General features: G+C 71.5%; 32 protein-coding genes. 16 read left to right on the forward strand and 16 right to left on the reverse strand.

Annotation, left to right across the window (positions count from 1 at the left end; translation table 11 throughout):
- Positions 1–72 precede the first annotated feature (72 nt).
- Positions 73–807 carry a flavodoxin family protein gene (locus LR269_RS05070; RefSeq protein WP_231429682.1) on the forward strand — a complete coding sequence of 245 codons (735 nt, stop codon included), beginning with the start codon at positions 73–75 and terminating at the stop codon, positions 805–807.
- A gap of 169 nt (positions 808–976) precedes the next feature.
- Complete coding sequence (locus tag LR269_RS05075) at positions 977–2,125, forward strand: M14 family zinc carboxypeptidase (RefSeq protein WP_231429683.1); 1,149 nt, start codon at positions 977–979, stop codon at positions 2,123–2,125.
- 107 nt (positions 2,126–2,232) lie between these two features.
- Here the strand turns inward: LR269_RS05075 and LR269_RS05080 are convergent, their stop codons facing one another.
- The 4 genes from LR269_RS05080 to purS all read right to left on the reverse strand — a co-directional run bounded on the left by LR269_RS05080 (position 2,233) and on the right by purS (position 5,200).
- Positions 2,233–2,748, reverse strand: coding sequence for a tetratricopeptide repeat protein (locus LR269_RS05080; protein ID WP_231429684.1), 516 nt, complete (start codon positions 2,746–2,748; stop codon positions 2,233–2,235).
- A gap of 171 nt (positions 2,749–2,919) precedes the next feature.
- Complete coding sequence (locus LR269_RS05085) at positions 2,920–3,843, reverse strand: endonuclease domain-containing protein (protein ID WP_231429685.1); 924 nt, start codon at positions 3,841–3,843, stop codon at positions 2,920–2,922.
- Positions 3,844–4,154: 311 nt separating this feature from the next.
- Complete coding sequence (gene purQ, locus LR269_RS05090) at positions 4,155–4,853, reverse strand: phosphoribosylformylglycinamidine synthase subunit PurQ (RefSeq protein ID WP_231429686.1); 699 nt, start codon at positions 4,851–4,853, stop codon at positions 4,155–4,157.
- 14 nt (positions 4,854–4,867) lie between these two features.
- Positions 4,868–5,200 (reverse strand): phosphoribosylformylglycinamidine synthase subunit PurS, encoded by a 333-nt coding sequence (gene purS, locus LR269_RS05095; protein ID WP_231429687.1) that lies wholly within the window; start codon positions 5,198–5,200, stop codon positions 4,868–4,870.
- A 144-nt stretch (positions 5,201–5,344) separates the two neighbouring features.
- Between purS and LR269_RS05100 the strand changes: the two genes are divergently transcribed.
- Complete coding sequence (locus tag LR269_RS05100; RefSeq protein ID WP_231429688.1) at positions 5,345–5,758, forward strand: DUF1304 family protein; 414 nt, start codon at positions 5,345–5,347, stop codon at positions 5,756–5,758.
- Between the two features lie 88 nt (positions 5,759–5,846).
- On the opposite strand, the gene LR269_RS05105 is transcribed toward LR269_RS05100, so the two are convergent.
- Positions 5,847–6,230: a hypothetical protein gene (locus LR269_RS05105; RefSeq protein ID WP_231429689.1), complete on the reverse strand. Its 384-nt coding sequence runs from the start codon at positions 6,228–6,230 to the stop codon at positions 5,847–5,849.
- Between the two features lie 201 nt (positions 6,231–6,431).
- Here LR269_RS05105 and LR269_RS05110 point away from each other — a divergent pair, with 201 nt between their 5' ends.
- From LR269_RS05110 to LR269_RS05120, 3 genes are all read left to right on the forward strand, one after another.
- Positions 6,432–7,040 (forward strand): PadR family transcriptional regulator, encoded by a 609-nt coding sequence (locus tag LR269_RS05110; protein WP_231429690.1) that lies wholly within the window; start codon positions 6,432–6,434, stop codon positions 7,038–7,040.
- A 38-nt stretch (positions 7,041–7,078) separates the two neighbouring features.
- Positions 7,079–8,620: a DHA2 family efflux MFS transporter permease subunit gene (locus LR269_RS05115; protein ID WP_231429691.1), complete on the forward strand. Its 1,542-nt coding sequence runs from the start codon at positions 7,079–7,081 to the stop codon at positions 8,618–8,620.
- Between the two features lie 71 nt (positions 8,621–8,691).
- The gene (locus LR269_RS05120; protein WP_231429692.1) at positions 8,692–9,345 is read left to right on the forward strand and encodes a hypothetical protein; all 654 of its coding nucleotides are present in this window, start codon (positions 8,692–8,694) and stop codon (positions 9,343–9,345) included.
- Here the strand turns inward: LR269_RS05120 and LR269_RS05125 are convergent.
- From LR269_RS05125 to kynA, 3 genes are read right to left on the reverse strand one after another with little or no spacing between them, the layout of a single operon-like run.
- The gene (locus tag LR269_RS05125) at positions 9,320–10,543 is read right to left on the reverse strand and encodes a kynureninase (RefSeq protein WP_231432242.1); all 1,224 of its coding nucleotides are present in this window, start codon (positions 10,541–10,543) and stop codon (positions 9,320–9,322) included. The genes LR269_RS05120 and LR269_RS05125 overlap by 26 nt on opposite strands.
- 32 nt (positions 10,544–10,575) lie before the next feature.
- Complete coding sequence (locus tag LR269_RS05130) at positions 10,576–11,586, reverse strand: amidohydrolase family protein (RefSeq protein WP_231429693.1); 1,011 nt, start codon at positions 11,584–11,586, stop codon at positions 10,576–10,578.
- A gap of 11 nt (positions 11,587–11,597) precedes the next feature.
- Positions 11,598–12,491, reverse strand: a complete 894-nt coding sequence (kynA, locus tag LR269_RS05135) for a tryptophan 2,3-dioxygenase (RefSeq protein ID WP_374201082.1) — start codon at positions 12,489–12,491, stop codon at positions 11,598–11,600.
- Between the two features lie 251 nt (positions 12,492–12,742).
- Between kynA and LR269_RS05140 the strand changes: the two genes are divergently transcribed.
- Positions 12,743–13,399 carry a TetR/AcrR family transcriptional regulator gene (locus LR269_RS05140; RefSeq protein WP_231429694.1) on the forward strand — a complete coding sequence of 219 codons (657 nt, stop codon included), beginning with the start codon at positions 12,743–12,745 and terminating at the stop codon, positions 13,397–13,399.
- 109 nt (positions 13,400–13,508) lie between these two features.
- On the opposite strand, the gene LR269_RS05145 is transcribed toward LR269_RS05140, so the two are convergent.
- Entirely contained in the window at positions 13,509–14,204 is a 696-nt protein-coding gene (locus LR269_RS05145; RefSeq protein ID WP_231429695.1) for an MOSC domain-containing protein, read from the reverse strand.
- Between the two features lie 26 nt (positions 14,205–14,230).
- Positions 14,231–15,073, reverse strand: coding sequence for a VOC family protein (locus tag LR269_RS05150; protein ID WP_231432245.1), 843 nt, complete (start codon positions 15,071–15,073; stop codon positions 14,231–14,233).
- Positions 15,074–15,228: 155 nt separating this feature from the next.
- Here LR269_RS05150 and LR269_RS05155 point away from each other — a divergent pair, with 155 nt between their 5' ends.
- From LR269_RS05155 to LR269_RS05180, 6 genes are all read left to right on the forward strand, one after another.
- A complete protein-coding gene (locus LR269_RS05155; RefSeq protein ID WP_231429696.1) occupies positions 15,229–15,432 on the forward strand; it encodes a ribbon-helix-helix protein, CopG family in 204 nt (67 codons plus the stop codon).
- A complete protein-coding gene (locus tag LR269_RS05160; protein WP_231429697.1) occupies positions 15,429–15,800 on the forward strand; it encodes a type II toxin-antitoxin system death-on-curing family toxin in 372 nt (123 codons plus the stop codon). The genes LR269_RS05155 and LR269_RS05160 overlap by 4 nt, the downstream gene beginning before the upstream one ends.
- 68 nt (positions 15,801–15,868) lie before the next feature.
- Positions 15,869–16,474: an XRE family transcriptional regulator gene (locus LR269_RS05165; protein ID WP_231429698.1), complete on the forward strand. Its 606-nt coding sequence runs from the start codon at positions 15,869–15,871 to the stop codon at positions 16,472–16,474.
- Positions 16,475–16,506: 32 nt separating this feature from the next.
- Positions 16,507–17,361: an EamA family transporter gene (locus LR269_RS05170; RefSeq protein WP_231432246.1), complete on the forward strand. Its 855-nt coding sequence runs from the start codon at positions 16,507–16,509 to the stop codon at positions 17,359–17,361.
- Entirely contained in the window at positions 17,358–17,699 is a 342-nt protein-coding gene (locus tag LR269_RS05175; RefSeq protein WP_231429699.1) for an antibiotic biosynthesis monooxygenase, read from the forward strand. The genes LR269_RS05170 and LR269_RS05175 overlap by 4 nt, the downstream gene beginning before the upstream one ends.
- A 4-nt stretch (positions 17,700–17,703) precedes the next feature.
- Positions 17,704–18,642, forward strand: a complete 939-nt coding sequence (locus LR269_RS05180) for a dihydrodipicolinate synthase family protein (protein WP_231429700.1) — start codon at positions 17,704–17,706, stop codon at positions 18,640–18,642.
- Positions 18,643–18,764: 122 nt separating this feature from the next.
- Here the strand turns inward: LR269_RS05180 and LR269_RS05185 are convergent, their stop codons facing one another.
- The 4 genes from LR269_RS05185 to purD all read right to left on the reverse strand — a co-directional run bounded on the left by LR269_RS05185 (position 18,765) and on the right by purD (position 22,022).
- A complete protein-coding gene (locus tag LR269_RS05185) occupies positions 18,765–19,181 on the reverse strand; it encodes a VOC family protein (protein WP_231429701.1) in 417 nt (138 codons plus the stop codon).
- Between the two features lie 10 nt (positions 19,182–19,191).
- Positions 19,192–19,611 carry a helix-turn-helix transcriptional regulator gene (locus tag LR269_RS05190; RefSeq protein ID WP_231429702.1) on the reverse strand — a complete coding sequence of 140 codons (420 nt, stop codon included), beginning with the start codon at positions 19,609–19,611 and terminating at the stop codon, positions 19,192–19,194.
- Between the two features lie 84 nt (positions 19,612–19,695).
- On the reverse strand, positions 19,696–20,646 hold the full coding sequence (locus LR269_RS05195) for a phosphoribosylaminoimidazolesuccinocarboxamide synthase (protein WP_231429703.1): 951 nt from the start codon (positions 20,644–20,646) through the stop codon (positions 19,696–19,698).
- Between the two features lie 32 nt (positions 20,647–20,678).
- A complete protein-coding gene (gene purD, locus LR269_RS05200; RefSeq protein WP_231429704.1) occupies positions 20,679–22,022 on the reverse strand; it encodes a phosphoribosylamine--glycine ligase in 1,344 nt (447 codons plus the stop codon).
- 82 nt (positions 22,023–22,104) lie between these two features.
- On the opposite strand from purD, the gene lspA reads away from it, so the two are divergent.
- From lspA to LR269_RS05215, 3 genes are read left to right on the forward strand one after another with little or no spacing between them, the layout of a single operon-like run.
- A complete protein-coding gene (gene lspA / locus LR269_RS05205) occupies positions 22,105–22,671 on the forward strand; it encodes a signal peptidase II (RefSeq protein ID WP_231429705.1) in 567 nt (188 codons plus the stop codon).
- 41 nt (positions 22,672–22,712) lie between these two features.
- Positions 22,713–23,105 (forward strand): sterol carrier family protein, encoded by a 393-nt coding sequence (locus LR269_RS05210; protein ID WP_231429706.1) that lies wholly within the window; start codon positions 22,713–22,715, stop codon positions 23,103–23,105.
- Positions 23,106–23,149: 44 nt separating this feature from the next.
- Entirely contained in the window at positions 23,150–23,509 is a 360-nt protein-coding gene (locus LR269_RS05215) for a potassium transporter Trk (protein WP_231429707.1), read from the forward strand.
- A gap of 194 nt (positions 23,510–23,703) precedes the next feature.
- Here the strand turns inward: LR269_RS05215 and purF are convergent, their stop codons facing one another.
- Both purF and LR269_RS05225 read right to left on the reverse strand, forming a co-directional pair.
- Complete coding sequence (gene purF / locus LR269_RS05220) at positions 23,704–25,161, reverse strand: amidophosphoribosyltransferase (RefSeq protein ID WP_231429708.1); 1,458 nt, start codon at positions 25,159–25,161, stop codon at positions 23,704–23,706.
- 100 nt (positions 25,162–25,261) lie between these two features.
- A complete protein-coding gene (locus LR269_RS05225; RefSeq protein ID WP_231429709.1) occupies positions 25,262–25,771 on the reverse strand; it encodes a carboxymuconolactone decarboxylase family protein in 510 nt (169 codons plus the stop codon).
- Positions 25,772–25,839 lie beyond the last annotated feature (68 nt).

Genomic DNA, 25,839 nt, shown 5'->3' on the forward strand with positions numbered 1-25,839 from the left:
CGAGGCGGGCGGCGTCGCCACGAGGCATCCGCCCCCTGTCGGCACCCGCCGCGCCCGAGTACCATCTCGCGCATGGCCGAGCTGCCGGATTTCAGCGACCTGCGAGCCCTCTTCGTGAACTGCACGCTCAAGCGAAGTCCCGAGGTGAGCAACACCCAGGGGCTCATGGACGCGAGCATCGCGCTCATGCGCGAGCACGGCGTGCGCGTCGACGCCCTGCGATTCGTCGACCTGGATGTCGCGACCGGGGTCTACCCCGACATGCGCGAGCACGGCTGGGCGACCGACGCGTGGCCCGACGAGGTCTGGCCGCTCGTCGACGCCGCCGACATCCTCGTGGTGGGCGGGCCGATCTGGCTCGGCGACAACTCGTCGATCACGAAGAAGTTCATCGAGCGCATCTACTCGATGAGCGGGCTCTTCAACGATCGCGGCCAGTACGTGTACTACGGCAAGGTCGGCGGGGCGGTCATCACCGGCAACGAAGACGGCATCAAGCACTGCGCGATGGACATCCTCTACAGCCTGCAGCACGTGGGCTACGCGATCCCGCCGGGCGCCGACGCGGGCTGGATCGGCGAGGCCGGGCCCGGCCCGAGCTACCTCGACCCCGGGTCGGGCGGCCCCGAGAACGACTTCACGAACCGCAACACCACGTTCATGACCTACAACCTGCTGCACCTCGCGCGGCTGCTGAAGGACGCCGGCGGGTTCCCGGTCGGCGGCAACCTGCGCTCGGAGTGGGACGGGGGCGACCACTACGGGTTCGAGGTCGACCCGTACGACGAGAACCCCGAGTACCGCTGAGCGCGGGGGACGAACGGGCCGGAATCGTTGAACAATCTGGACGCCCGGCTCTTGAGCCGTGCCACGTCCCCTCCGTAGGCTGCCCATACGTCTGGGGGGACGGTCGTGACGGATCCATCCTCGGATTCGTGTCGCATTCGCGCCATGCCATCTCGACGAGGAGAAGCACATGACCAACGACCCGAAGACTCAGCACCGTCGCCCGAGGGGGGTCGCGCTCGCCGCAGCAGCCGCCCTCGCACTCGCCGCCCCGCTCACGGCCGGCGCACCCGCCCTCGCCGACGCGAACTTCCCGTCGCCCGAGGGCAACACCAACATCTCGAGCATCGTCGACTACGCCGACCTCGTCGCCGAGCTCGAGAAGCTCGAGGCCACCTCGCGCTTCGGGCTCGACGCCTTCACCCTGGCCGAGGCCGGCACCGCGGTGAACACCTCCGAGACGGGGCGCGCCCTCTACGTCGCGACCGTCGGCGACGGCCCCGAGAACGTGTGGCTGCAGGGCCGCATCCACGGCAACGAGCCCTACGGCACCGAGTCGCTGCTCGCGGTGCTCAAGGAGCTCGGCACCAACGGCTCGCCCCAGTGGGAACTGCTGCGCGACGCGTACACGTTCCACGTCATCCCGATGTACAACCCCGACGGATCGGAGCTGAACATCCGCCACACGGTGCTGCAGGACGGCACGAACAAGCGGATCGACCTCAACCGCGACTGGGGTGTCGGCAAGTTCGAGGCCGCCGAGTCGGAGGCCTATTACGAGTACTGGACGATGGTCGACCCGGCCTTCGCCGTCGACGTCCACCACCAGGGACTCAAGACCGAGCGCGGCGACGGCGACGAGGTCACCCTGTCGCTCGGCGTCTCGCTCGCACCCGGCGGGCCCACGCTGCCCGGCATCCAGGGCGGCGCCTACGACGTGCTCACCCGTCAGATGCAGGTGCACGTCTTCGACGAGCTCTCGAAGTACGGGTACATCAACATCGACCGCTACGACGTCGGACGCGGTGTCGAGATCGACATCAAGGGCGGCGTGGTCTCGGCGATGATGCTCGGGCTGAACCACGACGGGCTGAACCCCGAGGGGCACAGCAACCCCGCGATCTTCTTCGAGACGAGCGGCAACACCTCCGACGGCAGCCTCGGCCAGAAGGCGCGCGGCAAGTCGATCCAGCAGAACGTGCTCGCGCTGCGGGAGCTGCTGACGGGCATGGCGACCGGCGAGGTGCCCCAGGAGGACCCGGCCCGATGGGACGAGATCCCGCACGCGCCGGTGACCGCGTACCAGACCGACACCGGAGTCATCCCCGCGTCGTTCTGAGGTACTGCGTGCTCGACGTACGATCCGGCGGCGGCCGGTCCCGAACCCGGGGCCGGCCGCCGCCGCCGTCGTCAGCCGTCCCGGCGTCGGGCGGCCCGTCGGCCCGCTCAGTGCCGCTCGTCGCGCTCGGCGAGGTAGGCCGCGTTGCCGCGGAGGGAGGCCTCGTAGCGCAGGAGCTCATCGGTGCGCACGCGGTCGGCGACGAGCTCGAGCATGATCGCGAAGGCGGCGTCGTGCCGGCCGGCCGCGTGCAGGCTCGTCGCGTGCCACACCTTCAGCGAGTCGGACTCGGGGAACGCGTCGCGTGCCCGCTCGAGCACTGCGAGTGACTCGTCGAGCCGGCCGAGGTTTCGCAGCGTGCTGCCGTACTGCAGCAGGCAGCGGCGCAGCGCGTCGCCGTCGAGCCCGGCGGCCATCGCCTGCTCGTAGTAGCCGGCCGCGGTCTGCTCTTCGCCGGCCGTGTCGTAGGCGCCGCCCACCTCGTAGAGCACCTCGGGTTCATCGGGATGCTCCACGAGGACGGCGAGGAACGCGTCGATCGTGGGCTGCATGTGGGCCCGGTCGCGCGCCGCGAAGATCTCGGCGAGGCGGGCGTGGAGTTCGGGCGGCGTCGGCTGCGGCATCCGCCCAGTGTGCCGCACCCTTCGCTCGCGCGCGCTCAGGCGACTCGAGCGCGGGTGGGTGCGCCCGGCCCGCTTTGGGGAGGCGAGTCGCCGGAAGATGCTGCTTGCAGCGCGTTCGGGCGCACTTCCTGGCGACTCGCGTGTCTGGGCGTGGCGTCGGATCGGTCGAGTTCAGCGCGAGCGTGCGGCGAGTGCACGCGCGACCCGCGCGACCGTATCGGCCGGGTCGCGGAACAGCCCGTGCGATCGGACGCGCACCACGAGCCATCCCGCCTCGTGCAGTCGGTCGAACCGAGCGATGTCGTGCTCGTACTGCTGGGTGCTGGTGCGATGCTGGTCGCCGTCGTACTCGATGGCGATGCGCAGTTCGGGGTACGCGAGGTCCACACGGGCGATGAAGCGACCGTCGACGGCCGTGACGACATGGTTCACGACCGGTTCGGGCAGTCCAGGACGTGCGAGCAGGAGTCGCACCAGTGTCTCGGGCCGCGACTCGGCGCCGACTCTCACGAGCGGTGCGGCTTCGGTCGCGAGGCGGCTCCCGCGCCCGCGGAACTCTTGCGCGGCTTCGACCAGTTCGTCGAGCGACAGGAACGGGCGCAGATCGAGTGGATCGAGGACGGCCGGGTCGAGCACGAGGTGATCGCCGGCGGCGACGAGGTCGTCGAGTGCGAGGACCCCGGCGAGCTGCAGCCAGGTCGAGGCCGCGTCGGTCACGGGAAGGCCACCGCGGACGACGATCGTCGCGCGGTCGGGCCCGAGCTCGTGGCCGATCACGCCGCGCGTACGCGGGGGTCGCCGCGGAGCGAACGTGGAGACGTGCAGCGGCGCGGTCGGGTCGAACCGCGTCGGCAGCGGGACGCCCCAGAGCCGGGCGGCCGTGTCGTGGCTGAAGAACTGCCCTGGCCTCAGCCGGGGCAGGTAGGTGCGGCAGCGAGCCACCGTATCGGATGCCTCGGCGACCGTCCGGACTCCGTGGAAGGGCCGCAGCAGGTCGGGCCCGCGAAGGCGTCCGGTGCCGAGCCCCGAGCGAACGCCTTCCGCCGTCGTGAACGCGCGACGACCCAGCTCGTCGGGGAGCGGCACGCGAGGCATTCCGACACTCTGACGCACCTGGACCACGGACGTCGCCCGTCATCCACAGGGCGAGTCACCGCCTCCGGTCTCAGGGGTCGAGTCGCCGAGAAGTGCCCTTCGCGACTCGCTCAGCCGCATCTTCCGGCGACTCGTCGCACCGGGCGAGCGGGAACCCGGAGCGGCGCGCGCTCGTGCGCCCTGAGGCCGGACGACTCGCCGAAAAGTGCGGTTCGATGCACGCTGAGCAGCACTTTTTGGCGACTCGGCGAGGGGGGAGACGAGGCACGCCGCGCGGACGGGAGGCGAGGCGAGGCGAGGCGGCGCGGGGCCTACGCCTCGACGAGCGCCCGCTTGACGACGCTCGTGAAGAAGCCGAGCCCGTCGACGCCCGAGCGCATCGCCGCAGCGGTGTCGGGGCCGAAGCCCGGCTCGACGGCGTGCTCGGGGTGCGGCATCAGGCCGACGACGTTGCCGCGCGCGTTCGTGATGCCCGCGATGTCGCGCAGCGACCCGTTCGGGTTCACGTCGACGTAGCGGAAGACCACGCGGCCCTCGCCCTCGAGCCGGTCGAGCGTCTCGTCGGACGCGATGAAGCCGCCCTCGCCGTTCTTCAGCGGGATGGTGATCTGCTGGCCGGCGTCGAACTCGGCGGTCCACGCGGTCGACGCGTTCTCGACGGTGAGCACCTGGTCGCGGCAGATGAACGAGCCGTGGTCGTTGCGGATGAGCCCGCCCTCGAGCAGGCCCGCCTCGGTCAGCATCTGGAAGCCGTTGCAGATGCCGAGCACGGGCATGCCCGCGTTCGCCGCGGCGACGACCTCGGTCATGATCGGCGAGAGCGAGGCGATCGCACCGCAGCGCAGGTAGTCGCCGTAGCTGAATCCGCCGGGCAGGATGAGCGCGTCGACGCCCTCGAGGTCGTGCGAGCCGTGCCAGAGCGCGACGGGCTCGCCGCCCGCGAGTCGCACCGCGCGCTGCGCGTCGCGGTCGTCGAGCGAGCCGGGGAAGGTGATGACGCCGATACGCATGCGAACCCCGCCGCTCAGTGGGTCTCGCCCGCGGGGGCGCCGAAGCCGTCGCCCGCGACCGCACCGGCCTCGGCCGCCTCTTCGGCGAGCTCGGCGTTGGTGACCTCGTAGTGGATGCCCACGACGTCCTCGATGACCTGGTTGGAGAGGATCTCCTCCGCGATCTGCTGCACGTTCGCGCGCAGCGCGTCGTCGACCGGACCGTCGACGGTGAGTTCGAAGCGCTTGCCGATGCGCACGCCGCTGAACCCGGTGTGACCGGTGCGGGCGAGGGCGCCGGCGACGGCCTTCCCCTGAGGATCGAGCAGTTCGGCCTTGGGCATCACGTCGACGACGATGGTGGGCACCGCGGTTCTCCGTCCGGTGTCGAGGGTGTGGATGCCTCGATTCTAACCTGCGGTCGACCGCCTCCCGTGGTCGGGCTGTCCGCACCCCGCAGGGCGGGGCAGGCCCCGATGCGGCGGCTGCGGCGGGCGACGAGAATCCATCGCATGAATCCCGTCGCGCAGGTGCTCGCCGCCCTCGAGGCGCTGACGCTCGTCACCGTCGGCGTGCTCGAGTCGTTCTTCTTTCGCAGCCCAGAGCTGTACCCGATCTTCCTCATCGACCCCGACGAGTACGACGCCGTGGCGCTGTGGACCCGCAACGTGGGCGTCTACAACATGCTCATGGGCGCGGCGATCGTCGCGGCGCTCGTGCTCGTGCACCGGGCGAACGAGGTGGCGGGCCGCGCGATCATCCTGACGATCTGCGCGATGCACGTCGTGCTCGGCGTCTCGCTCGTGATCTCGGCCCCCGAGCTGTGGCTCTCGGCCGTGTTCGAGTTCGGGCTCGCGCTCGCGGTCGTCCTCGCGATCGTGATCGGCGACCGACGCCGAGCGCCCGCGCCCGCCGCCGCGATGTGACGGCGGGGCGCGCCTCGCGCTCCCCCACCGAGTCGATCGGGGATGCCTCGGCCGGAGGCAGCCGGACGAGGCATCCGTCGTTCGGTGCTCAGCGCCGCGTGAGCGCCTTGACGACCAGGCAGACGCCGACGACCACGGCCGCTCCGACCGCGATGACCGCTGCGGGGTGCTCGCGGTACCGTGCCTTGACGTACGCGACGCCGTCGTCGAGCACCTCCCGCGCCTCCCCGGCGACGACGCTCGCCTGGGTGCCGATCGTCTCGACCGCTTCGGTCGCGCTGCGGCGCACGTCGCTCATCACGTCGCCGACGGCGTCGGCGACGTTCTCGACGCGGTCGCCCAGGTCGTCGAGCCGGTCGCCCGCTTCGTCGACCAGGTCTTCGGTCACGTCGCCTGCGCGGTCGGCGGCGCGTTCGGCCGCGTGACGGGCGGCGGCGACGGTCTCGTCGAGGTCTCTCTCGGTGCCGGACATGGGGGGGCTCCCTTCACGAGATGATCGGCAATCGTACGCTCGCGAACCCCGAGCGGCCCGATTCGGGCGAGGGGGTTGCCGTGGTGGCCGCACCTTGGTAACGCGGAGGCGGGAGGGCCGCCGGTCGGTTGCGCATCGATTGTTCCGGACGTATTATTCCGTGCGGAATAGTTGTGAGCGGATGCCTCGGAGGGGACCGGAATGACCACGCTCTCGCCGCTCGGCGTCACGGTGCTGGCGCTGCTCGCCGAACGCGACATGCACGCCTACGAGATGTACCAGCTCATGCTCGAACGATCCGAGGACAAGGTCGTCAAGGTCTCGCCCGGATCGCTCTACCGGGCCGTCGAGCGCTTCGCCGCCGACGGCCTGATCGCCGAGGTTGCGGTCGAGCGCCAGGGCAACCGCCCCGAGCGCACGGTCTACGCGATCACCGACGAGGGGCGCGAGCGGCTGCGTGCCACGATCGCCGAGATGCTCGGCCGCCACGTCAACGAGTACCCCGAGTTCCCCGTCGCGATCGGCGAGGCGCACCACCTGCCCGCGGCCGAGGTCGCCGAGCTGCTCGGCGTCAGGCTCGCGTCGATCCGCGAGCTGCTCGGCTTCATCGACGCCTCGCTCGCGAGGATCGAAGCCCGCGGGCTGCCGACCGCGTACATCCTCAACGTGCACTACACCCGAACGCTCCTCGTCGCCGAGGCGACGTGGCTCGAACAGACCATCGGCGATCTCGAGTCGGGCGAGCTCGCCTGGCCCGAGGCCGCCGGATCGAGTGGCGCGAAGCGCGTCTCGAGATCATCCGTCCATTGACCGGGGGCGACCGCCCCACCGACCGGAAGGTTCCACGCATGGAACGCACCCTCAAGCCCTGGCCAGCGCTGTGGGCGCTCGTCATCGGGTTCTTCATGATCCTCGTCGACTCGACGATCGTGTCGATCGCGAACCCGGCGATCCTCGAGGACCTCGACACCGACCTGACCTCGGTGATCTGGGTGACGAGCGCCTACCTGCTCGCGTACGCGGTGCCGCTGCTCATCACCGGGCGCCTCGGCGACCGCTTCGGGCCGAAGCGCGTCTACATGATCGGCCTCGTCGTGTTCACGTTCGCCTCGCTGTGGTGCGGACTGTCGGGCGACATCACGACGCTCATCGTCGCCCGCGCGGTGCAGGGCCTCGGCGCGGCACTCATGACCCCGCAGACGATGGCCGTGATCACCCGCATCTTCCCGCCCGACCAGCGCGGCAAGGCCATGGGCCTCTGGGGTGCCGTCGCGGGCGTCGCGACGCTCGTCGGGCCGATCCTCGGCGGCGTGCTCGTCGACTCCCTCGGCTGGGAGTGGATCTTCTTCGTCAACGTGCCCGTCGGCATCGTCGCGTTCATCGCGGCCTGGCGGCTCGTGTCGAACCTCGAGACGCATTCGCACCGCTTCGACTGGCTCGGCGTCGTGCTGAGCGCCGTCGGCATGTTCCTCGTCGTCTTCGGCATCCAGGAGGGCGAGACGTACGACTGGGGCACGATCACCGGGCCGATCACGGTGTGGGGCGTCATCATCACGGGCGTCGTGGTGCTCGCCGGGTTCGTCGTCTGGCAGGCGTTCAACCGGGCCGAGCCGCTGCTGCCGCTCGGGCTCTTCCGCGACCGCAACTTCTCGCTCTCGAACGTCGCGATCACCTTCGTGGGCCTCGCGATCGTGTCGATGCCGCTGCCCCTCGCGTTCTACTACCAGGTGGCGCGCGGGCTGACCCCGACGCAGGCGGCGCTCATGCTCATCCCGATGGCGGTCGTCACGGGTGCGATGGCGCCGGTCGTCGGCAGGCTCGTCGACCGTGTCGACCCCAAGTGGATCGCCGTCGCCGGCTTCGCGATCACCGCGGCCGCGCTCGCGTGGACGGCGACGCTGCTCGAGCCCGACACCGAGCTCTGGGTGCTGCTCATCCCCTCGGGGCTGCTCGGCCTCGGGCTCTCGGGCGTCTGGGCACCGCTCGCCTCGTCGGCGACGCGCAACCTGCCGCAGTCGCAGGCCGGCGCCGGATCGGGCGTCTACAACATGACCCGTCAGGTCGGCTCGGTGCTCGGCTCGGCCGCGATCGCGGCCCTCATGAACGCGCGACTGACGGCCGAGCTGCCCGGGTTCGACACGAACGCGGCCGAGCAGGCCGGCGGTGGGGCGGGCGGCATGCCGCCGCAGGTCCTCGACGGCTTCACCGCGGCGATGTCGCAGTCGATGCTCCTGCCGATCCTCGGCTTCGCAGCCGGCGCGATCGTCGTGCTCTTCTTCGCGAAGCCGAAGGTCACGGTCGCGTGGGGGGCGAGCGGCAGCGCCCCGGCCGGGGCGACCGCCGGGCCCGTCGACGCGGATGCCTCGCCGGAGGCCGCTCGCACCGAGTGAGCGTTCGCTCATCGTGAAGGAGAGCAGGCACGGCGCGCGCGGTCACGCAGTAGCGTTGTGCCGCGGCGTGGATGCGCGCTCTCGGCGAAGCGGTGGAGGTGGCGGTGGGATCCGGACGGCGTCGTCGTCGTGAAGGGGGCGCCGACCGTGCATCGCGATCGTGGCGCTGGACGCTGCGCCGCGCAGCACTCGCGCAGCATCGCGCACTGGTGGCGCTGCAGATCATCTCCGTTGCCTGCCTGATCGCCTTCGCGGTCTCGCGGACCCGGCTTCCCGACACTTTCACGGTCTTCGCCGCCGGCAAGCGGGGTGCCGGGATGTTCGCCGTGCCGACCGACTTCGCCCTGGCGGTTTCGGCGACCGCGTGCGCGATCACCGTCGCGGTCGCGGCGACGATGCTCACCTGGCTTCTTCGCTCGCGGCAGCAGCTGGTGCCGCGCGAAGCCGTCAGCTGGGCTGCCGTCCTCGAAATCCTCGGCTCGTGCATGACGATCGGGCTCACGGCGTCCGCGCTGAGCGGATGGCCGTTCGCCGCGGCCACGGTGCTCGTGACCGGAGCGGTGCTCTACATGGTGCTCGAGACGGCGCGCAGGCGTGCCGACGACCGGTGGCTGCTCGATGCGGGGCTCGACGAGATCGCCGCCGCTCGGCGGCAGGCCGGCCTCGCTCCGTACGCGGCCGAGGCAGCCGACCGGCGCGCTACGCCAGCCCCGCCCGCTCGGTGAGCACCTCGCGGAGCACCTCGCGCGTGAGGTCGAGCCCGCGGTGCACCTCCTCGAAGCTCGTCGACAGCGGCGAGAGGCCGATGCGCAGGCCACCCGGGTCGCGGTAGTCGGGAATGACGTCGCGCTGCCACAGCCGCGCCGTGACCTCGCGCATCGCATCGTGGTGCAGCGTGACGTGGCCGCCGCGCTCCTCGGCGTCGGCGGGGGAGGCGAGCGTCACGCCGAGCGGCGCGAGCCACTCGTCGGCGAGGGCGATCGCGAACTCGGTGAGCGCGATCGACTTCGCGCGCAGCGCAGGCATCCCCGCCTCTTCGATCATCGCGAGGGTCTCCTCCATGGCGAGCATTCCCACGATCGGCGCGGTGCCGCTCGTGAAGCGTCGGATGTCGGGCACGGGCTCGTACGACGGCCCCATCATGAACATGTCGGTGTTGCCCCACCAGCCCTGGATCGGCTGCTCGAGCACGCCCTGCAGGTCGTCGCGCACGTAGGCGAACGCTGGCGACCCGGGCCCCCCGTTGAGGTACTTGTACGTGCACCCGACGGCGAGGTCGAAGCCCCACGCATCGGCCTTCACGGGGACCGATCCGGCCGAGTGGCAGAGGTCCCAGAGGATGAGCGCACCCGCGTCGTGCGCGATGCGGGTGAGTTCGGGGGCGTCGGCGAGATAGGCCGAGCGGTACGCGACGTGCGACACGACGACGAGCGCCGTCTCAGGCCCGACGGCCTCGGCGAGCTGCTCGGGGGTGACGCCCGACGACGTGTCGACGTCGATCCAGCGCAGTCGCATGCCACGCTCGCGGGCGATGCCGTCGACGATGTAGCGGTCGGTCGGGAAGTTGTCGGTGTCGATCACGATCTCGCGCCGGTGGGGGTCGCGAGCGAGCTGCGCGTCGACGGCGGCGCGCGCGAGCTTGTAGAGCAGCACCGTCGTCGAGTCGCCGATGACGGTCTGGCCGGCCTTCGCTTCGATGACGGCGCGGCCGACGCGGTCGCCGATCTCGGTCGGCAGCTGCAGCCACGCCTCGTCCCATCCGCGGATGAGGCGTCCGCCCCAGTCCTCGCGGAGGAACCGCTCGACCCGCTCGACCGCCGACACGGGCGGACGGCCGAGCGAGTTGCCGTCGAAGTAGACGAGGTCCGTGTCGGCTCCGACGAATCGCTTGCGGTAGTGGGCGAGCCCGTCGGCGCGGTCCATGCGGCGGGCGAAGGCGAGGTTCGGGTCGAGGGTCACAACAACTCCAGGTCGTCGGCGGGCACGACGCGCGCGGTCGCGAGCCGGTCGGGCAGGGGGGTGGGGGAGGTGCCGGGCACGGCCGGATCGGCGCCCGCGACGAACGTCGCGATGCCGCCGAGGCCCCAGTCGCCGCGTTCGGCGCGCGGCCAGGGGTCGGCGAGCGCCTGCACGAGATCGGTTGCCTCGAGCCCGGCCCGCTCGAGCAGTGCGAGCTCGACGGCGTTCACCCCCACGGGCAGCTCGCCGTTGCCGAGATCGGTGCCGTAGAGCACTCGGCCTCCGGCCGCATGGAAGCGGGCCAGGTTGTCGATCGCGCAGTCGAGTTCGGGGGAGTCGCCGAAGTCGCGCGCGTGGATGGCGAGCGTCGAGATCCACGCCTGCCGGGCGGCGGCGCGCGCGATGAGCTCGTCGTCGAGCCGCTCGGTCCACGGCGTGTGCACGAGGGCGTCGACGCCCGCCTCGATCGCGAGGCTCGCAGTTCCGGCGCCCTCGGCGTGCACGGCGACCGGCAGGCTCCGCGCGTGCGCGGCGGTCACGACCGCTTCGAGCGTGGCTCGGTCGAACACCGGGCCCGCATCGGCGTTGAGCACGACCTTGACCACGGATGCCCCGAACGCGCGCTGCTCGTCGACGGCGGCCTCGATCGAGTCGGGCAGTGCCGTGTGGTCGCGGCGGTCGCCGTCGCCGCCCTCGACCGCGGCGAGCTCTCGCACGCTGCCCTCGGGCCGCCACGGCCGATCGGAGGGGTACCCGCCGACGGCGGTCAGGAAGGCGCCGGCGAACGCCACGGCCGGCAGCCCGTCGCGCGCGGCGCGCGCTGCGACGACCGAGGGACTCGCGCCGAGGTCCACGACAGCCGCGATGCCGAGGGCGACGATCGGGTCGGGGTCGACGAGCTCGACGTGCACGTGGTGGTCGATGAACGGCGGCAGCACGACGCCGACCTCTCCCGCGTGCGCCCCGTTGAGCGAGCGCCGGGCGGCCCGCCCGAGCGGTTCGTGCACGTCGCCCATGATCAACCCGGGATCTCGGTTCGCACCGCGTAGAGCTCGGGGAAGAACGTGAGCTCGAGCGCGCGCTTGAGGAACGGGGCGCCGCTCGAACCGCCCGTGCCGGTCTTCGAGCCGATGATGCGCTCGACGGTCTTGAGGTGACGGAACCGCCAGAGCTGGAAGTTGTCCTCAAGGTCGACGAGCTCCTCGCAGGTCTCGTAGGCCGACCAGTGCTCGTCGGTGTCGCCGTAGATCTGCGCGAACACGGGGACGAGCTCGGGGGTGAAGGTCCAGGCGAGGGTCACGTCGCGCTCGAGCACCTCGGTCGGGATCGGGTAGCCGGCCCGGGCGAGCAGGCGGAGGAACTCGTCGTACAGGCTCGGCGACTCGAGCGCATGGCGCAGCAGGGCGGTGGCCGAGGCATCCGACTCGAAGATCTGCAGCATCTTCGCGTTCTTGTTGCCGAGCACGAACTCGACCGCGCGGTACTGGTACGACTGGAACCCGCTCGCGTTGCCGAGCACGCCGCGGAACTGCGCGTACTCGGTCGGGGTGAGCGTCGCGAGCACCGACCACTGCTCGGTGAGGGTCTTCTGGATGTGCTTGACGCGGGCGATGCACTTGAGCGCCCGGCCGAGCTCGTCGGCGCGCAGCAGGTCGCGCGCGGTCTCGAGCTCGTGCAGCACGAGCTTCAGCCACAGCTCGGTGGTCTGGTGCTGGATGATGAACAGCAGCTCGTCGTGGTGCTCGGGACGCGAGATCGGGCGCTGCGCGCTGAGCAGCGTCGGCAGGTCGAGGTAGCCGCCGTAGCTCATGCGGTCGCTGAAGTCGGTGACGACCGTCGCCTCGATGGTTCGGGTGTTCGCCGCGACGCCGTCGCTCACGCCTTCGCCCGCGCTGGCTGACTCAGTACTCACCCGTCAAGCCTAAGCGCGACGGTCGGTCGAGTAGCGCTGAGCCGCCACCAGGTCGGTCGAGGAGCGACGAAGGAGCGTATCGAGACCACCGCTCCGACCCCGAACCGACGCGACGGGCGCTCGCCGTAATCTCCCGGCTCGCCCGCCGCGCGGTCGTCCTCCACTCCCCCGTGAAGGTCGGTCGTCTCGTTCTTCGGGTAAACGGAGACGGCTCTCCGAATCATACGTGAAGAACCGCGTACAGTGAAGCGATGACCTCCTCGGCTTCGTCGCGCCGGGACGCACGGCGCAATCACGAACGTCTGCTCGCCGAAGCACGGCGGCTCTTCGCCGAGCGGGGCATCGACGCGCCGCTCGACGAGCTCGCGACGCGCGCGGGAGTCGGGGCGGGCACCGTCTACCGACACTTCCCCAATCGCGACGCACTCGTCCGCGAGCTCTACGACAACGCCGTCGCAGAGCTGCACGACCTCGCCCCCGAGATCCTCGGTGCCGAGACCGGCTGGCGATCGGTCGAGCTCTATGTCGAGCGCCTCGGCGCCTGGGTCGCGGACTCGCCGTTCCTGCCCGCCGTCATGCGACGGGTCGCCGAGCTCGACCCGTCGCATCGCCCGGGCATCGAGTTCGAGCCGCTCGTCAACGGCATGATCGAGCGCGCCCAGGCCGAGGGCGCCCTGCGCGCCGACGTCACGGCCGTCGACCTCAGCATCCTCGTCGACATGCTCGGCTCGCTCGGCCAGTACGGCGGCGAGTACCTGCCGTTCTGGCGGCGTCAGCTCACGATCATCCTCGACGGGCTGCGGGCGCGACCGGGCACGACCCCGATGCCCGTGCCGGGCCAGGCGTTCGACGCCTTCCACGACATGTCCCACGCGAAGGGCCCGAAGCCGCGTCCGTCGGTCGAGTAGCGCCCGGCCGGCCCACCGTCGGTCGAGGAGCGCCCGAAGGAGGGCGCGTATCGAGACCACGCCCCGAGCGGCCTGAACCCGACCCCGAGCGACCTCGGCCTCGTCGGCCTCAGCCCGCGAGCCCGACCCCGTCACCCACGCGGATCACCGCGGGCGCCACCACGTCGGCGTACACCGCGAGCGACATCTCGCGCTCCTTCGTGAGCGGCTTCAGCAGTCGCCCCTCCGCCGTCGTGCCGTCCTGCGCGACATCCACGGTTCGGCACCGCTCGATGCGTTCGACGACCCGCAGCCGGGCGTCGCCGACGGTGATCTCCCGCCCGAGCCAGCCCTCCTCGACGAACGGCTCGTCGGTCTCCACGACGAGGTTGACGCGCAGCCGTCGCGGGTCGGAGTCGATGCCGAAGCGCTCGGCGCACCACGCGAGCGAGGCGGTGCCGACGATCGAGATCTGCCCGCCGTCCTGCATGGGGATGTCGCGCTCGGGCAGCGCTCGGACGCTCGCGCCCATGCGCTCGGACAGGTCGGCGTCGAGCTCCTCCTCGCCGACGAGCCACAGGCCGTGGTCGCCCCGCTGCACCTGCACCGAGCCGTCCGCCGTCGTCGAAGCCGCGTACTCGAAGACCGCGTCGCGCCGGCGGAAGCGTCGCGTGTTCTTGCCCGACGCGAACTTGCCGTCGACGTCGACGACGGCGAAACCGCGATCGCCGACGAGTCCGCGCGCGTCGAGCGCCACCTGGGTGAGGGCCTCGCCGCCCATCGCCTTGACGGGGTATCGGCGGATCGATCGGAGCGGGTAGGTCATCGGGTCAGCCTATCCGCGGGACCCGATCATCCCGCCGCGCGCACCTCGACGAGGTTGGCCCACGGGTCGTCGAACGCGAGCGTCCGGCCGTCGTCGCGCGTGCCGACCCGGTAGTGGGCCATGCGCTCGCCGAGTTCGCCGAGGTCGTCGGCGGTGGGCACGACGATCTCGACCTTGCCGAGGCCGAGGGCGAGCCCGCGGCGGCCGGCGCCGCGACTGTTCCACGTGTTCATCGCCATGTGGTGGTGGTACCCGCCGGCCGACACGAAGAGCGCCTGGTCGCCCATCTCGGCGGTCGTCTCGAAGCCCAGCCGGTCGACGTAGAACTCGCGTGCGCTCGCGACGTCGCCGACCGAGAGGTGCACGTGGCCGACGACGGCGTCGCCCAGCCGGTCGCCCGAGGCGACGGCGGCCGTGCCGGTCTCGCCGAGGTGGTCGCGCAGGTAGCCGTTCGGGTCGAGGTAGATGGTCGCCATCTCGACGGTGCCGTGCACCCAGCTCCAGGTCGAGCGGTCGCGGTCGAAGTACAGCTCGACGCCGTTGCCCTCGGGGTCGGTGAAGTAGAAGGCCTCGCTCACGAGGTGGTCGGCGCTGCCGGTGAAGGTGCCGGGGTAGCGAGTCGCGACCGAGGCGATCGCCGTCGCGAGCGCTTCACGCGCGTCGAAGAGGATCGCGGTGTGGAAGAGCCCGGCGTCGCGCGGCGACGCGTGCTTCAGCTCGGGCGCGTGCTGCAGGATCACGATCGGCGTCGCGCCGCGGCCGAGCACGGCGACGGGGCCGTCGTGGCTGAGCAGCTCGAGGGTGACGCCGTCGCGGTAGTAGCGGATCATGTCGTCGAGGTCGGCGACGCGCAGCGTCACCGCACCCATGCCGGTGTCGGCCGCGAGGAGTCCGGCGCCTTCGGGCGCCCCATTGGTTGTAAGCACAACTAATACTAACGGATGTCGCGGCGAATCCATTCCGGATCGGCAGAATCGCGGCATCCCCCGACTGGTATCATCGTGGTATCACCGGAGGTGATCTCATGGCCCTCACGCTGCGCCTCTCCGAAGAGGACGACCGACTGCTCACCGAGCTTGCCGCACGCGAGCACCGCTCGAAGAACGACGTCGTGCTCGCCGCGATCCGCGATCGCGCCGAGCGCGCGGCGAAGGCCGAGCGCACCCGCGCCGCATTCGCCCGCATCGAGGCACGCGACGCCGACGCGCTCGACCTGCTGTCGCAGTGACCGAGTACGTCGAGCCGGCCGACGTCGAGGAGTGGCTCGCATCGCGCGGCTTCCACGTGCGCGATCGCGGGTTGCTGCTGTCGGCGCTCGCCGCACCGATGCCGGTCTTCGGCGAAGAGGTGCATCCCGGCCTGCATGAGAAGGCCGCGGTGCTGCTCATCGGGCTGAGTCGCAACCATCCGCTGTTCGACGGCAACAAGCGTCTCTCGTGGCTCGTGACTGCCGTCTTCTACGAACTCAACGGGTTCGACCTCGTCGAGCCGGAGCCCCGGGCGATCGACCGTTTCGTGCGCGCGGTGGCGGCCGGCGCGGTCGGGCGCGACGAGGCGATCGCCTGGCTCGAGGCGCGCGCGGCGCCGTTCGACTGAACTGCACCGGCGTTCGGGTCGTCGGTCGAGGGGGCGCCACGCTGCCATCAGTGCACTATCATGCACTCATGGATGCCGAGACGGAGACGCTCGCGCTCGCGATCGGGCGCAGGGTGCGCGACGAGCGACAGGCGCGCGATTGGACCCTCGACCGACTCGCAGCCGAGGCCGGCGTCAGCCGGCGCATGATCGTCAACGTCGAGCAGGGTGCCGTGAACCCGAGCGTCGGCACGCTGCTGCGACTCAGCGACGCCCTGGGCATCGGACTGCCCGCCCTCGTCGAGCCGCGGGCCGTGGCATCCGACCTCGTCAAGGTGACCCGCCACGGCGCGGGCGCCGCGCTCTGGAGCGGTGAACGTGGCGGCCGTGGCGTGCTCGTCGCGGGCACCGAGACCCCCGACGTCGTCGAGCTCTGGGACTGGACGCTCGAACCCGGCGAACGGCACGCGAGCGAAGCGCACTCGACCGGCACGCGCGAACTCCTGCAGGTGCTCGACGGCGAACTCGTCATCGAGGTGGGCGACGCGACCCACGCGCTCGCCGTCGGCGACGCGCTGACCTTCCCCGGCGACGTCGACCACGCCTACGCCAACACCGCCGACCGGCCCGCGCGATTCTCGCTCGCGGTGTTCGAACCCGGCGTCGGCACGACCCATCGCGAGGCGGGATCGTGAGCCGCGCGAGCGAGCGGGTGCCGCCGTGGACGATGGCGGTCGCCGCGATGCTCATGATCCAGGCGACGAACGCGCTCTCGGTGCCGCTCATCGAGCAGCTCGGCGCAGCCGGCACCGCGTGGCTGCGGCTCGCGTTCGGCGCGCTCTTCTTCATCGTCATCGCGCGGCCGCCGCTGCGCCGCGTCCGCCGCGTCGACGTGCTGCCCCTCGTCGGCCTCGGCGTCGCGACCGGCGTCATGATGGTCGCGTTCCTGTCGGCGGTCGACCGCATTCCGCTCGGCACGGCCGTGGCCATCGAGTTCCTCGGGCCGCTCACCGTCGCGGCGATCCGCAGCCACAGCCGCCGCATGCTCGTCTGGCCCGTGCTCGCGCTCGCCGGCGTCATCCTGCTCACCGAGCCCTGGCACCGGCAGGTCGACCTCGTCGGGGTCGGCTTCGCCGCCCTCGCAGGCACCGGCTGGGGCGTCTACATCCTGCTCACGCAGAAGGTCGGCGACCGCTTCTCGGGCGTGAGCGGCCTCTCGATCACGATCCCGATCGCCGCGGTGGTGACGGCCTTCGTCGGCGTACCGCAGGTGGCCGGCCACTTCGAGTGGTGGGTGCTGCTCGTCGCCGCCGGCCTCGCGCTGCTCTCGCCCGTCATCCCGTTCGGGCTCGAGATGCTGGCCCTGCGCCGCATGACGCACACCGCGTTCGGCACGCTCATGGCGCTCGAGCCCGCCTTCGGCGTCGTGCTCGGACTCGTCGTGCTGCACCAGATCCCGTCGTTGGCGCAGGTCGCGGGCATCGTGCTCGTCGTGCTCGCCGGGGCGGGAGCGCAGCGCGGAGGCATCCGCAACCGACCGACCGGCGACCCCGATCCCGCACCCCTGGAGGAACGAGTATGAGCACGACACCCGCCTGCAGTTCGACGTTCATCTTCGAGATCGGCGAACTGGATGACGCGTTCCATCGCCTCAACGACGAGATCGCCGAGCGGGCCCGGCGCATTCCGGGCTTCCTCGGCGAGGAGGAGTGGCACAACGAGGCGACCGGGCTGCACGCCGAGGTGTACTACTGGTCGAGCATGGAGGCGCTGCGCGAGCTCGTCGGCATGGACGCCCACCGCATCGCCAAGGGGCGCAACGGCGAGTGGCTCGGCGAGTACCGCGTCGTGATCTCCGAGGTGCAGACGGTCTACGGCAACCCGGCGCTCGGCCTCGCGCACGTGCCGGCGGAGGCGTAGTCGCATGGCCGGCGCAGGCATATTCACCGGACTCAGCGCGTTTCCGCTCACGCCGTTCTCCGACGACGCCGTCGACGAGCGCGCGTTCGCCGGGCTCGTCGGGCGGCTCGCTTCCGCGGGTGTCGACACGATCACCGCGCTCGGCTCGACCGGGTCGTACGCGTATCTCTCGACCGACGAGCGCGCCCGGGTGGCACGGCTCGCGGTCGAGCACGCGGGCGAGACGCCGGTCGTCGTCGGCGTGGGCGCGTTGCGCACCCGCGACGTGCTCGCGAACGTGCGCAATGCCGAGGCGGCGGGGGCCAGGGGAGTGCTGCTCGCCCCGATGACGTACCAGCCGCTCACGCACGACGACGTCGTCGAGCTGTTCCGTGAGGTCGTGTCGAGCACCGAGCTGCCGGTCATCGTCTACGACAACCCCGCCACGACGCACTTCGCCTTCACGAGCGAGCTCTACGCGCGGCTCGCCGAGCTGCCGGGCGTCGCATCGATCAAGATCCCGGGCATGCCGCTCGATGAGGCGGCGATGCGCGAGCGGGTCGCCGCGATCCGCGCGGTCGTGCCCGAGCACGTGACGATCGGCATCTCGGGCGATGCGTTCGCGGCGACCGGGCTGAACGCCGGTTGCGACGTCTGGTACTCGGTCATCGGCGGCACGCTGCCCGAGCTGGCGCTTCGCATCACGCGCGCGGCGCAGGCCGGGCGGGTCTCCGACGCGTACGCGGAATCGGCCCGGCTCGATCCGCTGTGGAAGCTGTTCGCCGAGCTCGGCGGAAGCCTGCGCGTCGTCGCCGCGATCGCCGAACAGCTCGGGCTCGCGCCCGCCCGGTGCCTGCCGCGGCCGATCCTCGGCCTCGACGAGGGGCAGCGGGCGCGGGTCGCCGAGGTCGTCGCGGAGCTGGGGCTCGCCGCCCCGGTCGCCGGCGACCTCACAGAACTGTAGGAACTTCTGAGACCACGTCCGCGCGTCGAGTCGCGACACGCCGTCGGCGGGTCAGAAGTTCCCACCGTCGAGTCAGCGGCCCGCGCTGGGGGCTCGAGTCGGCCGCTGCGCGGCGGCGCTCGTCATCCAGCGCTCGGCTGGCTGAAGCGCAGCATGTTGCCCGCAGGGTCGCGGAAGGCGCAGTCGCGCACGCCGTAGAACTGGTCCATCGGCTCCTGCAGCACCTCGGCGCCCGCGGCGCGGATCGACTCGAACGTCGCGTCGACGTCGGGCGTCGTGAAGTTCACGCCGCGCAGCAGGCCCTTGGCGAGCAGTTGCGCCGCGGCATCCTTGTCGGACTGGGTCGCGTTCGGGTCGGCGATCGGCGGTTCGAGCACGATGTTGACGTCGGGCTGCGACGGCGAGCCGACCGTGACCCATCGCATGCCCTCGTAGGCGATGTCGTTGCGCACCTCGAGGCCGAGCACGTCGCGGTAGAAGGGGATCGCGGTGTCGTGGTCGTCGACCGCGATGAAGCACTGGGAGAGTGAGATGTCCATGACCTCGACGCTACCGAGGCGAGGTCTTGCCCGCTTCTCCATTCCTGACGGGGCGGGTCTGGATCTTCACGATGCACGCCGGAATCGGCGCCGCGACGTCGTGCGACCGGGCCCGGTAGGCGCTCGGGCTCTCGCCGACGAGCTCGGTGAACCGCGAGCTGAACGAACCGAGCGAGGTACAGCCGACCGCGAAGCACACCTCGGTCACGCTGAGGTCGCCGCGGCGCAGCAGCGCCTTGGCCCGCTCGATGCGCCGCGTCATGAGGTAGCTGTACGGGGTCTCGCCGTACGCCTCGCGGAAGCTGCGCGAGAAGTGCCCCGCCGACATGAGGGCGACCCTCGCGAGGGCCTCCACGTCGAGCGGCTGCTCGTAGTCGCGGTCCATCGTGTCGCGGGCGCGGCGCAGGCGGCGCAGGTCGTCGAGGTTCATCGGGTGGGGGTCACCTCCTCGTGTCCATCGCGCGGGTCTCGATTCGCTTCGTTCCTCGACCACCGGGTTCCGAGCGCCCGCTCGTCAACCCTCGATCGGCAGCCGCAGCCGGTCGAGCAGCTCGCGATATCGCGCGGCGGTCTGTGCGACGACCTCGTCGGGCAGCACCGGCGGGCGGCCCTGCTGGTCCCAGTTCGCGGCGAGCCAGTCGCGCACGATCTGCTTGTCGAAGCTCGCCATGCGCTCGGCCGGGGTCGTGCCGGCGGCGTAGGCCGCGGCATCCCAGTACCGGCTCGAATCGCTCGTGAGCACCTCGTCGGCGAGCGTCACGATGCCCGTCGCGCGGTCGGCGCCGAACTCGAACTTCGTGTCGGCGAGGATGAGCCCGCGCTCTTCGGCGATGGTCGAGGCGCGTGCGAACACCTCGAGCGAGAGCTCGCGCAGCTGCGCGGCGACGACCTCGCCGACGAGCTCGATCGTGCGCTCGTACGAGATGTTCTCGTCGTGCGCGCCGAGCGGCGCCTTCCATGCGGGCGTGTAGATCGGCTCGGGCAGGCGGTCGCCGTCGGCGAGGCCCTCGGGCAGCTCGATGCCGCCGATCGCACCGGTCGCGACGTACTCCTTGTAGCCGCTGCCCGTGAGGTACCCGCGCACGACGCACTCGATCGGGAACATGTCGAGCGTGCGGCACAGCGTCGCCCGGTCGGCGACCTCGGCCGGCACCTCGGGGAGCTCGAGCACCTCGAGCCGGTCGTCGAGCGGGTGCGCGAGGTGGTTCGGCACCTGTGGAAGCTCGTCGAACCACCAGTGCGTGAGCGCCGTGAGCATGGCGCCCTTGCCCGGGATCGCCGGCTCGAGCAGGTGGTCGAACGCGCTCACGCGGTCGCTCGCGACGACGAGCACGACGGGCGAGGTCGCGAGCGGGTCGCCCGTCCAGCTGTCGTCGTCGGTCATCAGCTTCGTCGGCACGTACAGGTCGCGCACCTTGCCCGAGTAGACGTGGGTCCAGCCGGGCAGTTCACCGGTGTCGGTCATGCTGATCTCCTCGCTTCGGGCCGCTTCGCCGCTCACTCCGCGACGCGCGCCGCGATGTCGGTGCGGTACTGGCCGCCGTCGAGCCGCACCTGGCCGAGGGCCTCGTAGGCGCGTCGGCGGGCGTCGGCGAAGCCGTCGCCGAGGGCGACCACGTTGAGCACGCGGCCGCCGGTCGCGATGAGCGGCGCGTCGTCGCCCGGCTGCGCGTCGTCGGGCAGGGCGCCCACCGCGGTCGCGGCGTGGGCGAGGTGCACGCCGGGCACGGATGCCGCGGCGTCGAGCCCCTCGATGACCCGGCCCGTCTCGGGTGACTCGGGGTAGCCCTCGCTCGCGAGCACGACCGTGACGGCGGCCCGGTCGCTGAACACCGGCCGGTCGAGCCCGCCCAGCCCACCCGTGGCGGCCGCGAGCAGCAGGCCCGACAGCGGGGTCTCGAGGCGGGGCAGCACGACCTGGGTCTCGGGGTCGCCGAAGCGGGCGTTGAACTCGATCACGCGGATCCCGCGGGAGGTGAGGATGAGTCCCGCGTAGAGCAGGCCGATGAACGGCGTCTCCTCCGACGCGAGCCGGCGCACCGTCGGCAGCGCGATGGTCTCGATGACCTCGTCGACGAATGCCTGCTCGCTGCCGAACCGACCGCCTCGACCGTCGACCGCGTCGGCGAGCCAGGGCAGCGGGGAGTAGGCGCCCATGCCGCCCGTGTTCGGGCCCTGGTCGCCGTCGCGCAGGCGCTTGTAGTCCTGGGCGGGTGAGAGCGGCAGCACGTGCTCGCCGTCGGAGAGGAGGAAGAGCGAGACCTCCTGGCCGTCGAGGAACTCCTCGACGAGCACGGGGCCCTGCTGCAGGTAGTGGGCGGCGTGCGCGAGCGCGGCGTCGCGGTCTTCGGTGACGAGCACGCCCTTGCCGGCGGCGAGGCCGTCGGCCTTCACGACGTGCGGCGCACCGAACTCGTCGAGCGTCGCGGCGACCTCGTCGATGGTGGTGGCGAGCGTCGCGCGGCCGGTCGGGACGCCAGCGGCGTCCATGATGCGCTTCGCGAAGGTCTTCGAGCCCTCGAGTGCTGCCGCCTGCCTGCCCGGCCCGAACACCGGGATGCCGCGGGCGCGGAGCGCGTCGGCGACGCCGGCGACGAGGGGCGCCTCGGGGCCGACGACGACGAGGTCGATGCCGTTGTCGGCGGCGTACCCGGTGACGAGATCGGCGTCGGTCGCGTCGATGCCGACGGTCGTCACGCTGCCGCGGGCCGACGAGGTCGGCGATGCCGCGATGCCGGCGTTGCCGGGAGCGGCGATGATCTCGTGGCCGGCCTCCTCATCGAGGAGCGCGAGGATGATGGCGTGCTCGCGCGCGCCCGAGCCGAGGACGAGGATTCTCACCGGATCAGGCTACCGCTTCGGGCCGTCGCCCTCCGCTTCGACGGCGGCGGCCGCGAACGCGCGCCGGTGCGAGAATGTCCGGATGAGCTCAGACCCGGCCGCTCCCGGCGACGCACCGACCGACGCCGGCCCCGCGGCCGCGCGCGAGCCCGCAGCATCCGGCCGGCGCCTGTTCTGGTGGGTGATCGCCATCGCCGTCGTCGTCGTGGTCGTCGATCAGGCCAGCAAGTGGTGGGCCGTCGCCGAACTCGGCGACGGCACCGCCGTTCCCGTGATCGGCGATCTCATCCGCTTCGTGCTCGTGTACAACCCGGGCGCCGCGTTCTCGATCGGCACCGAGCACACGTGGATCTTCGCGATCCTCGCGGGCGTCGGCGCCGTCGCCGTCGCGTGGTACGCGTGGCGGGTGCGCTCGGTCGGCTGGACGATCGCGCTCGGGCTGCTGCTCGGCGGCGCCGTGACGCACCTCGGCGATCGACTGTTCCGGGAGCCCGGATTCGGCCGGGGCCACGTCGTCGACTTCATCGGGTACGGCGACTGGTTCATCGGCAACGTCGCCGACATCGCGATCTTCGCCGGCGCGGTGATGATCCTCGTCCTCACGCTCATGGGCGTCTCGCCCAAGGGCGGGCGCACGCGCGACGCCTGACGCGCGCAGGCACGTCGCCCGTCGGTGGCAGAATCGCCCACATGGCACGAGCGAGGATCGGCGACGAGATCGGGCGGGCGGCGGTCGCGACGATCGTCGCGATCGCGGCACGGCACGAGGGGGATGTCGCGGCCGCGACGTCCTCGGTCGACCGTGCGACGCTCGCCCTCGCGGTGCGGTACTCGCTGCAGCTGCTCGCCGAGCAGGCGCCGGGCGGCACGCTCGAGGTGCGGGTGCCGCCGTTCGCGGCCGTGCAGTGCGTCGAGGGGCCGAAGCACACCCGCGGCACGCCGCCCAACGTGATCGAGACCGACGCCGCGACCTGGCTCGCCCTCGCGACGGGCGCGCGGTCGTGGGCCGACGCCCGAACGTCGGGCACGGTGCACGCCTCCGGACAGCGCGCCGACCTCGAGGGGCTGCTGCCGGTCGTCTGAGCGCGAGCGGCGCTCCCCGGCCGCCGGTGCGCGACAATGGAAGGGTGAGCGACACCCACGAACGGCCCGAACCGCAGTACGAGACCGAGGCGACCCGCGACGAGGTCGTGGTCCGGCGGTCTCCGCGCTACGGGGTGTGGATGCTCGCAGGCGCGGTCGTCGGTGCGATCGTCGCGTTCGTGCTCTCGTTCGCCTTCGCGCCGACGGAGGCGCAGATCGCCGAGCGCGTGCAAGAGGACTTCACGTACGACCAGGGCCAGGTGTTCGGCTTCCTGCTGCTCGGCGGCGTCGCCGTCGGCGTCGCCCTCGGCGCCCTCGTCGCCCTCGTCGTCGATCGCGCCATGTCGCGCCGCGTCACGCACGCCGTCGCCGAGCACGACGAGACGCACCGCGTCGACGGCTGAGACGCCTCCCGACACCCGTCGATCGGGTTCCCCGTCGGCTCGGGTCCCTGCGGCATGGCATCGACGTCGCCGCGCGGCATCCAGTCGTCGTTCGGCCGACCCGCCGGCGCACGCGCGTGGCGACTCCGACACCGAGTCGGCTCGCGATTCAGTGTCGGAGGAGTCGGAGCGGAGGCGTCGGCTCGTCGCGCCGCTCAGCTGAGCTGCGTGCGCTCCACCCAGCCGAGGTACTCCTCGGTGACCGTGCCGGTGACGTACTCGCCCGTGAAGCACGAGAGGTCGAGCCGGTCGATCGAGGTGCCCTCGGTGATCGCCGCCTGCAGGTCGGCGACCTCCTGGTAGATCATGTGGTCGGCGCCGAGCTCGGCCGCGATCTCGGGGATCTTGCGCCCGTGGGCGATGAGCTCCTGCCGGCTCGGCATGTTGATGCCGTACACGTGCGGGTAGCGCACGGGCGGGGCGGCCGAGGCGAACGTCACCTTGTTGGCGCCGGCGTCGCGGGCCATCTGCACGATCTGCTGCGACGTGGTGCCCCGCACGATCGAGTCGTCGACGATGAGGATGTTCTTGCCGCGGAACTCGGTACCCATGGCGTTGAGCTTCTGGCGCACCGATCGCTTGCGCTCGGACTGGCCGGGCATGATGAAGGTGCGGCCGACGTAGCGGTTCTTGTAGAAGCCCTCGCGGTACTCGATGCCGAGCTTCTGGGCGACCTGCATCGCCGACGGGCGCGACGAGTCGGGGATGGGCATGACGACGTCGACGTCGCCGAGCGGCATGTGCGTCGCCACGGTGTCGGCGAGGCGGTCGCCCATGCGCAGGCGCGACTCGTAGACCGAGATGCCGTTCATGACCGAGTCGGGTCGGGCGAGGTAGACGTACTCGAACGAGCACGGCACGAGCACCGGGTTCTTCGCGCACTGGCGCGAGATCATCTCGCCGTCGAGGGTGATGAAGATCGCCTCGCCGGGCTCGACGTCGCGCACGATCTCGTAGTCGCCGTTCTCGAGCACGAGCGACTCGCTCGCCACGATCCACTCGTCGCGGCCGGACTCGGTGACGCGCTTGCCGAGGATGAGCGGGCGGATGCCGAACGGGTCGCGGAACGCGAGCAGGCCGTAACCGGCGATCATCGAGATCACCGCGTACGACCCCTCGACGCGCTCGTGCACCTGCGAGACCGCCTCGAACACCTGGTCGGGGTCGAGCTCGAGGCCCTTGATCTGGCCCTGCAGCTCGGTCGCGAGCACGTTGAGCAGCATCTCGGTGTCGCTCGTCGAGTTCACGTGGCGGCGGTCGATCGAGAACAGGTCGCTCGAGAGCTCGCGCGTGTTCGTGAGGTTGCCGTTGTGCACGAGGATGATGCCGTACGGCGCGTTCACGTAGAACGGCTGCGCCTCCTCTTCGCGCTCGGCGGCGCCCTTCGTCGTGTACCGCACGTGCCCGAGCCCCATGTTGCCGATGAGCGAGCGCATGTCGCGGGTGCGGAACGCCTCGCGCACCTGCCCGCGCGCCTTCGCCATGTGGAAGACGGGGCCGTCGGCGGTCGCGATGCCCGTCGAATCCTGGCCGCGGTGCTGCAGGAGCAGCAGGCTGTCGTAGATCTGCTGGTTGACGGGCTCGGTGGAGACGATGCCGACGATGCCGCACATGCGAGCGATGGCTCCTCGTGGGGGTGTGGTGAACGACCGGAACCGGCCTCGTCGATTCTCCCACACCGCGCGGGTGAGCCCGCCGAGTGCGGGGGGTTGCTCAGATGCGCAGCTTGGGGCGCCATCCGCGCGTCGAGACGGCGAGTTCGTTCCACGCGTTCACCGAGACGACGAGGGCGAGCAGCGCCGCGAGCTCGTCGTCGGTGAACGCGGTGGATGCCTCGTGCCAGACGTCGTCGGGCACGTGGGTCTCCGAGAGCCGGGTGACGGCGTCGACGAGCTCGAACGCCGCGCGCTCGCGCGCCGTGAAGAAGTTCGACTCGCGCCAGACGGCGACCGCGTAGAGGCGCTGCACGTGCTCGCCGGCCGTGGCCGCGTCGCGCGAGTGCAGGTCGACGCAGTACGAGCAGCCGTTGAGCTGCGAGGCGCGGAGGCGCACGAGTTCGCGCAGCCCCTTCTCGATGCCGGCGCGGTCGGCCTCGGCCTCGGCGGCGTCGTCGAGCGCGCTCACCGCCCGGACGAACGCGGGCGCGACCCCGTCGAGGTCGAGTCGCCGGGTCGGGGCGACGGGAGCGGTGGGCGGGGCGGTGTCGATGGTCGTCGTGGTCATGGGAGTCACGCTACGGATCGACCGCCGCGCTGGTAACGTCCAATGCCGTGGCACAGGATTGGGCCAAT

It is taken from the genome of Agromyces sp. S2-1-8, assembly GCF_021129215.1.
GTDB classification, from domain to species: Bacteria; Actinomycetota; Actinomycetes; order Actinomycetales; family Microbacteriaceae; genus Agromyces; species Agromyces chromiiresistens.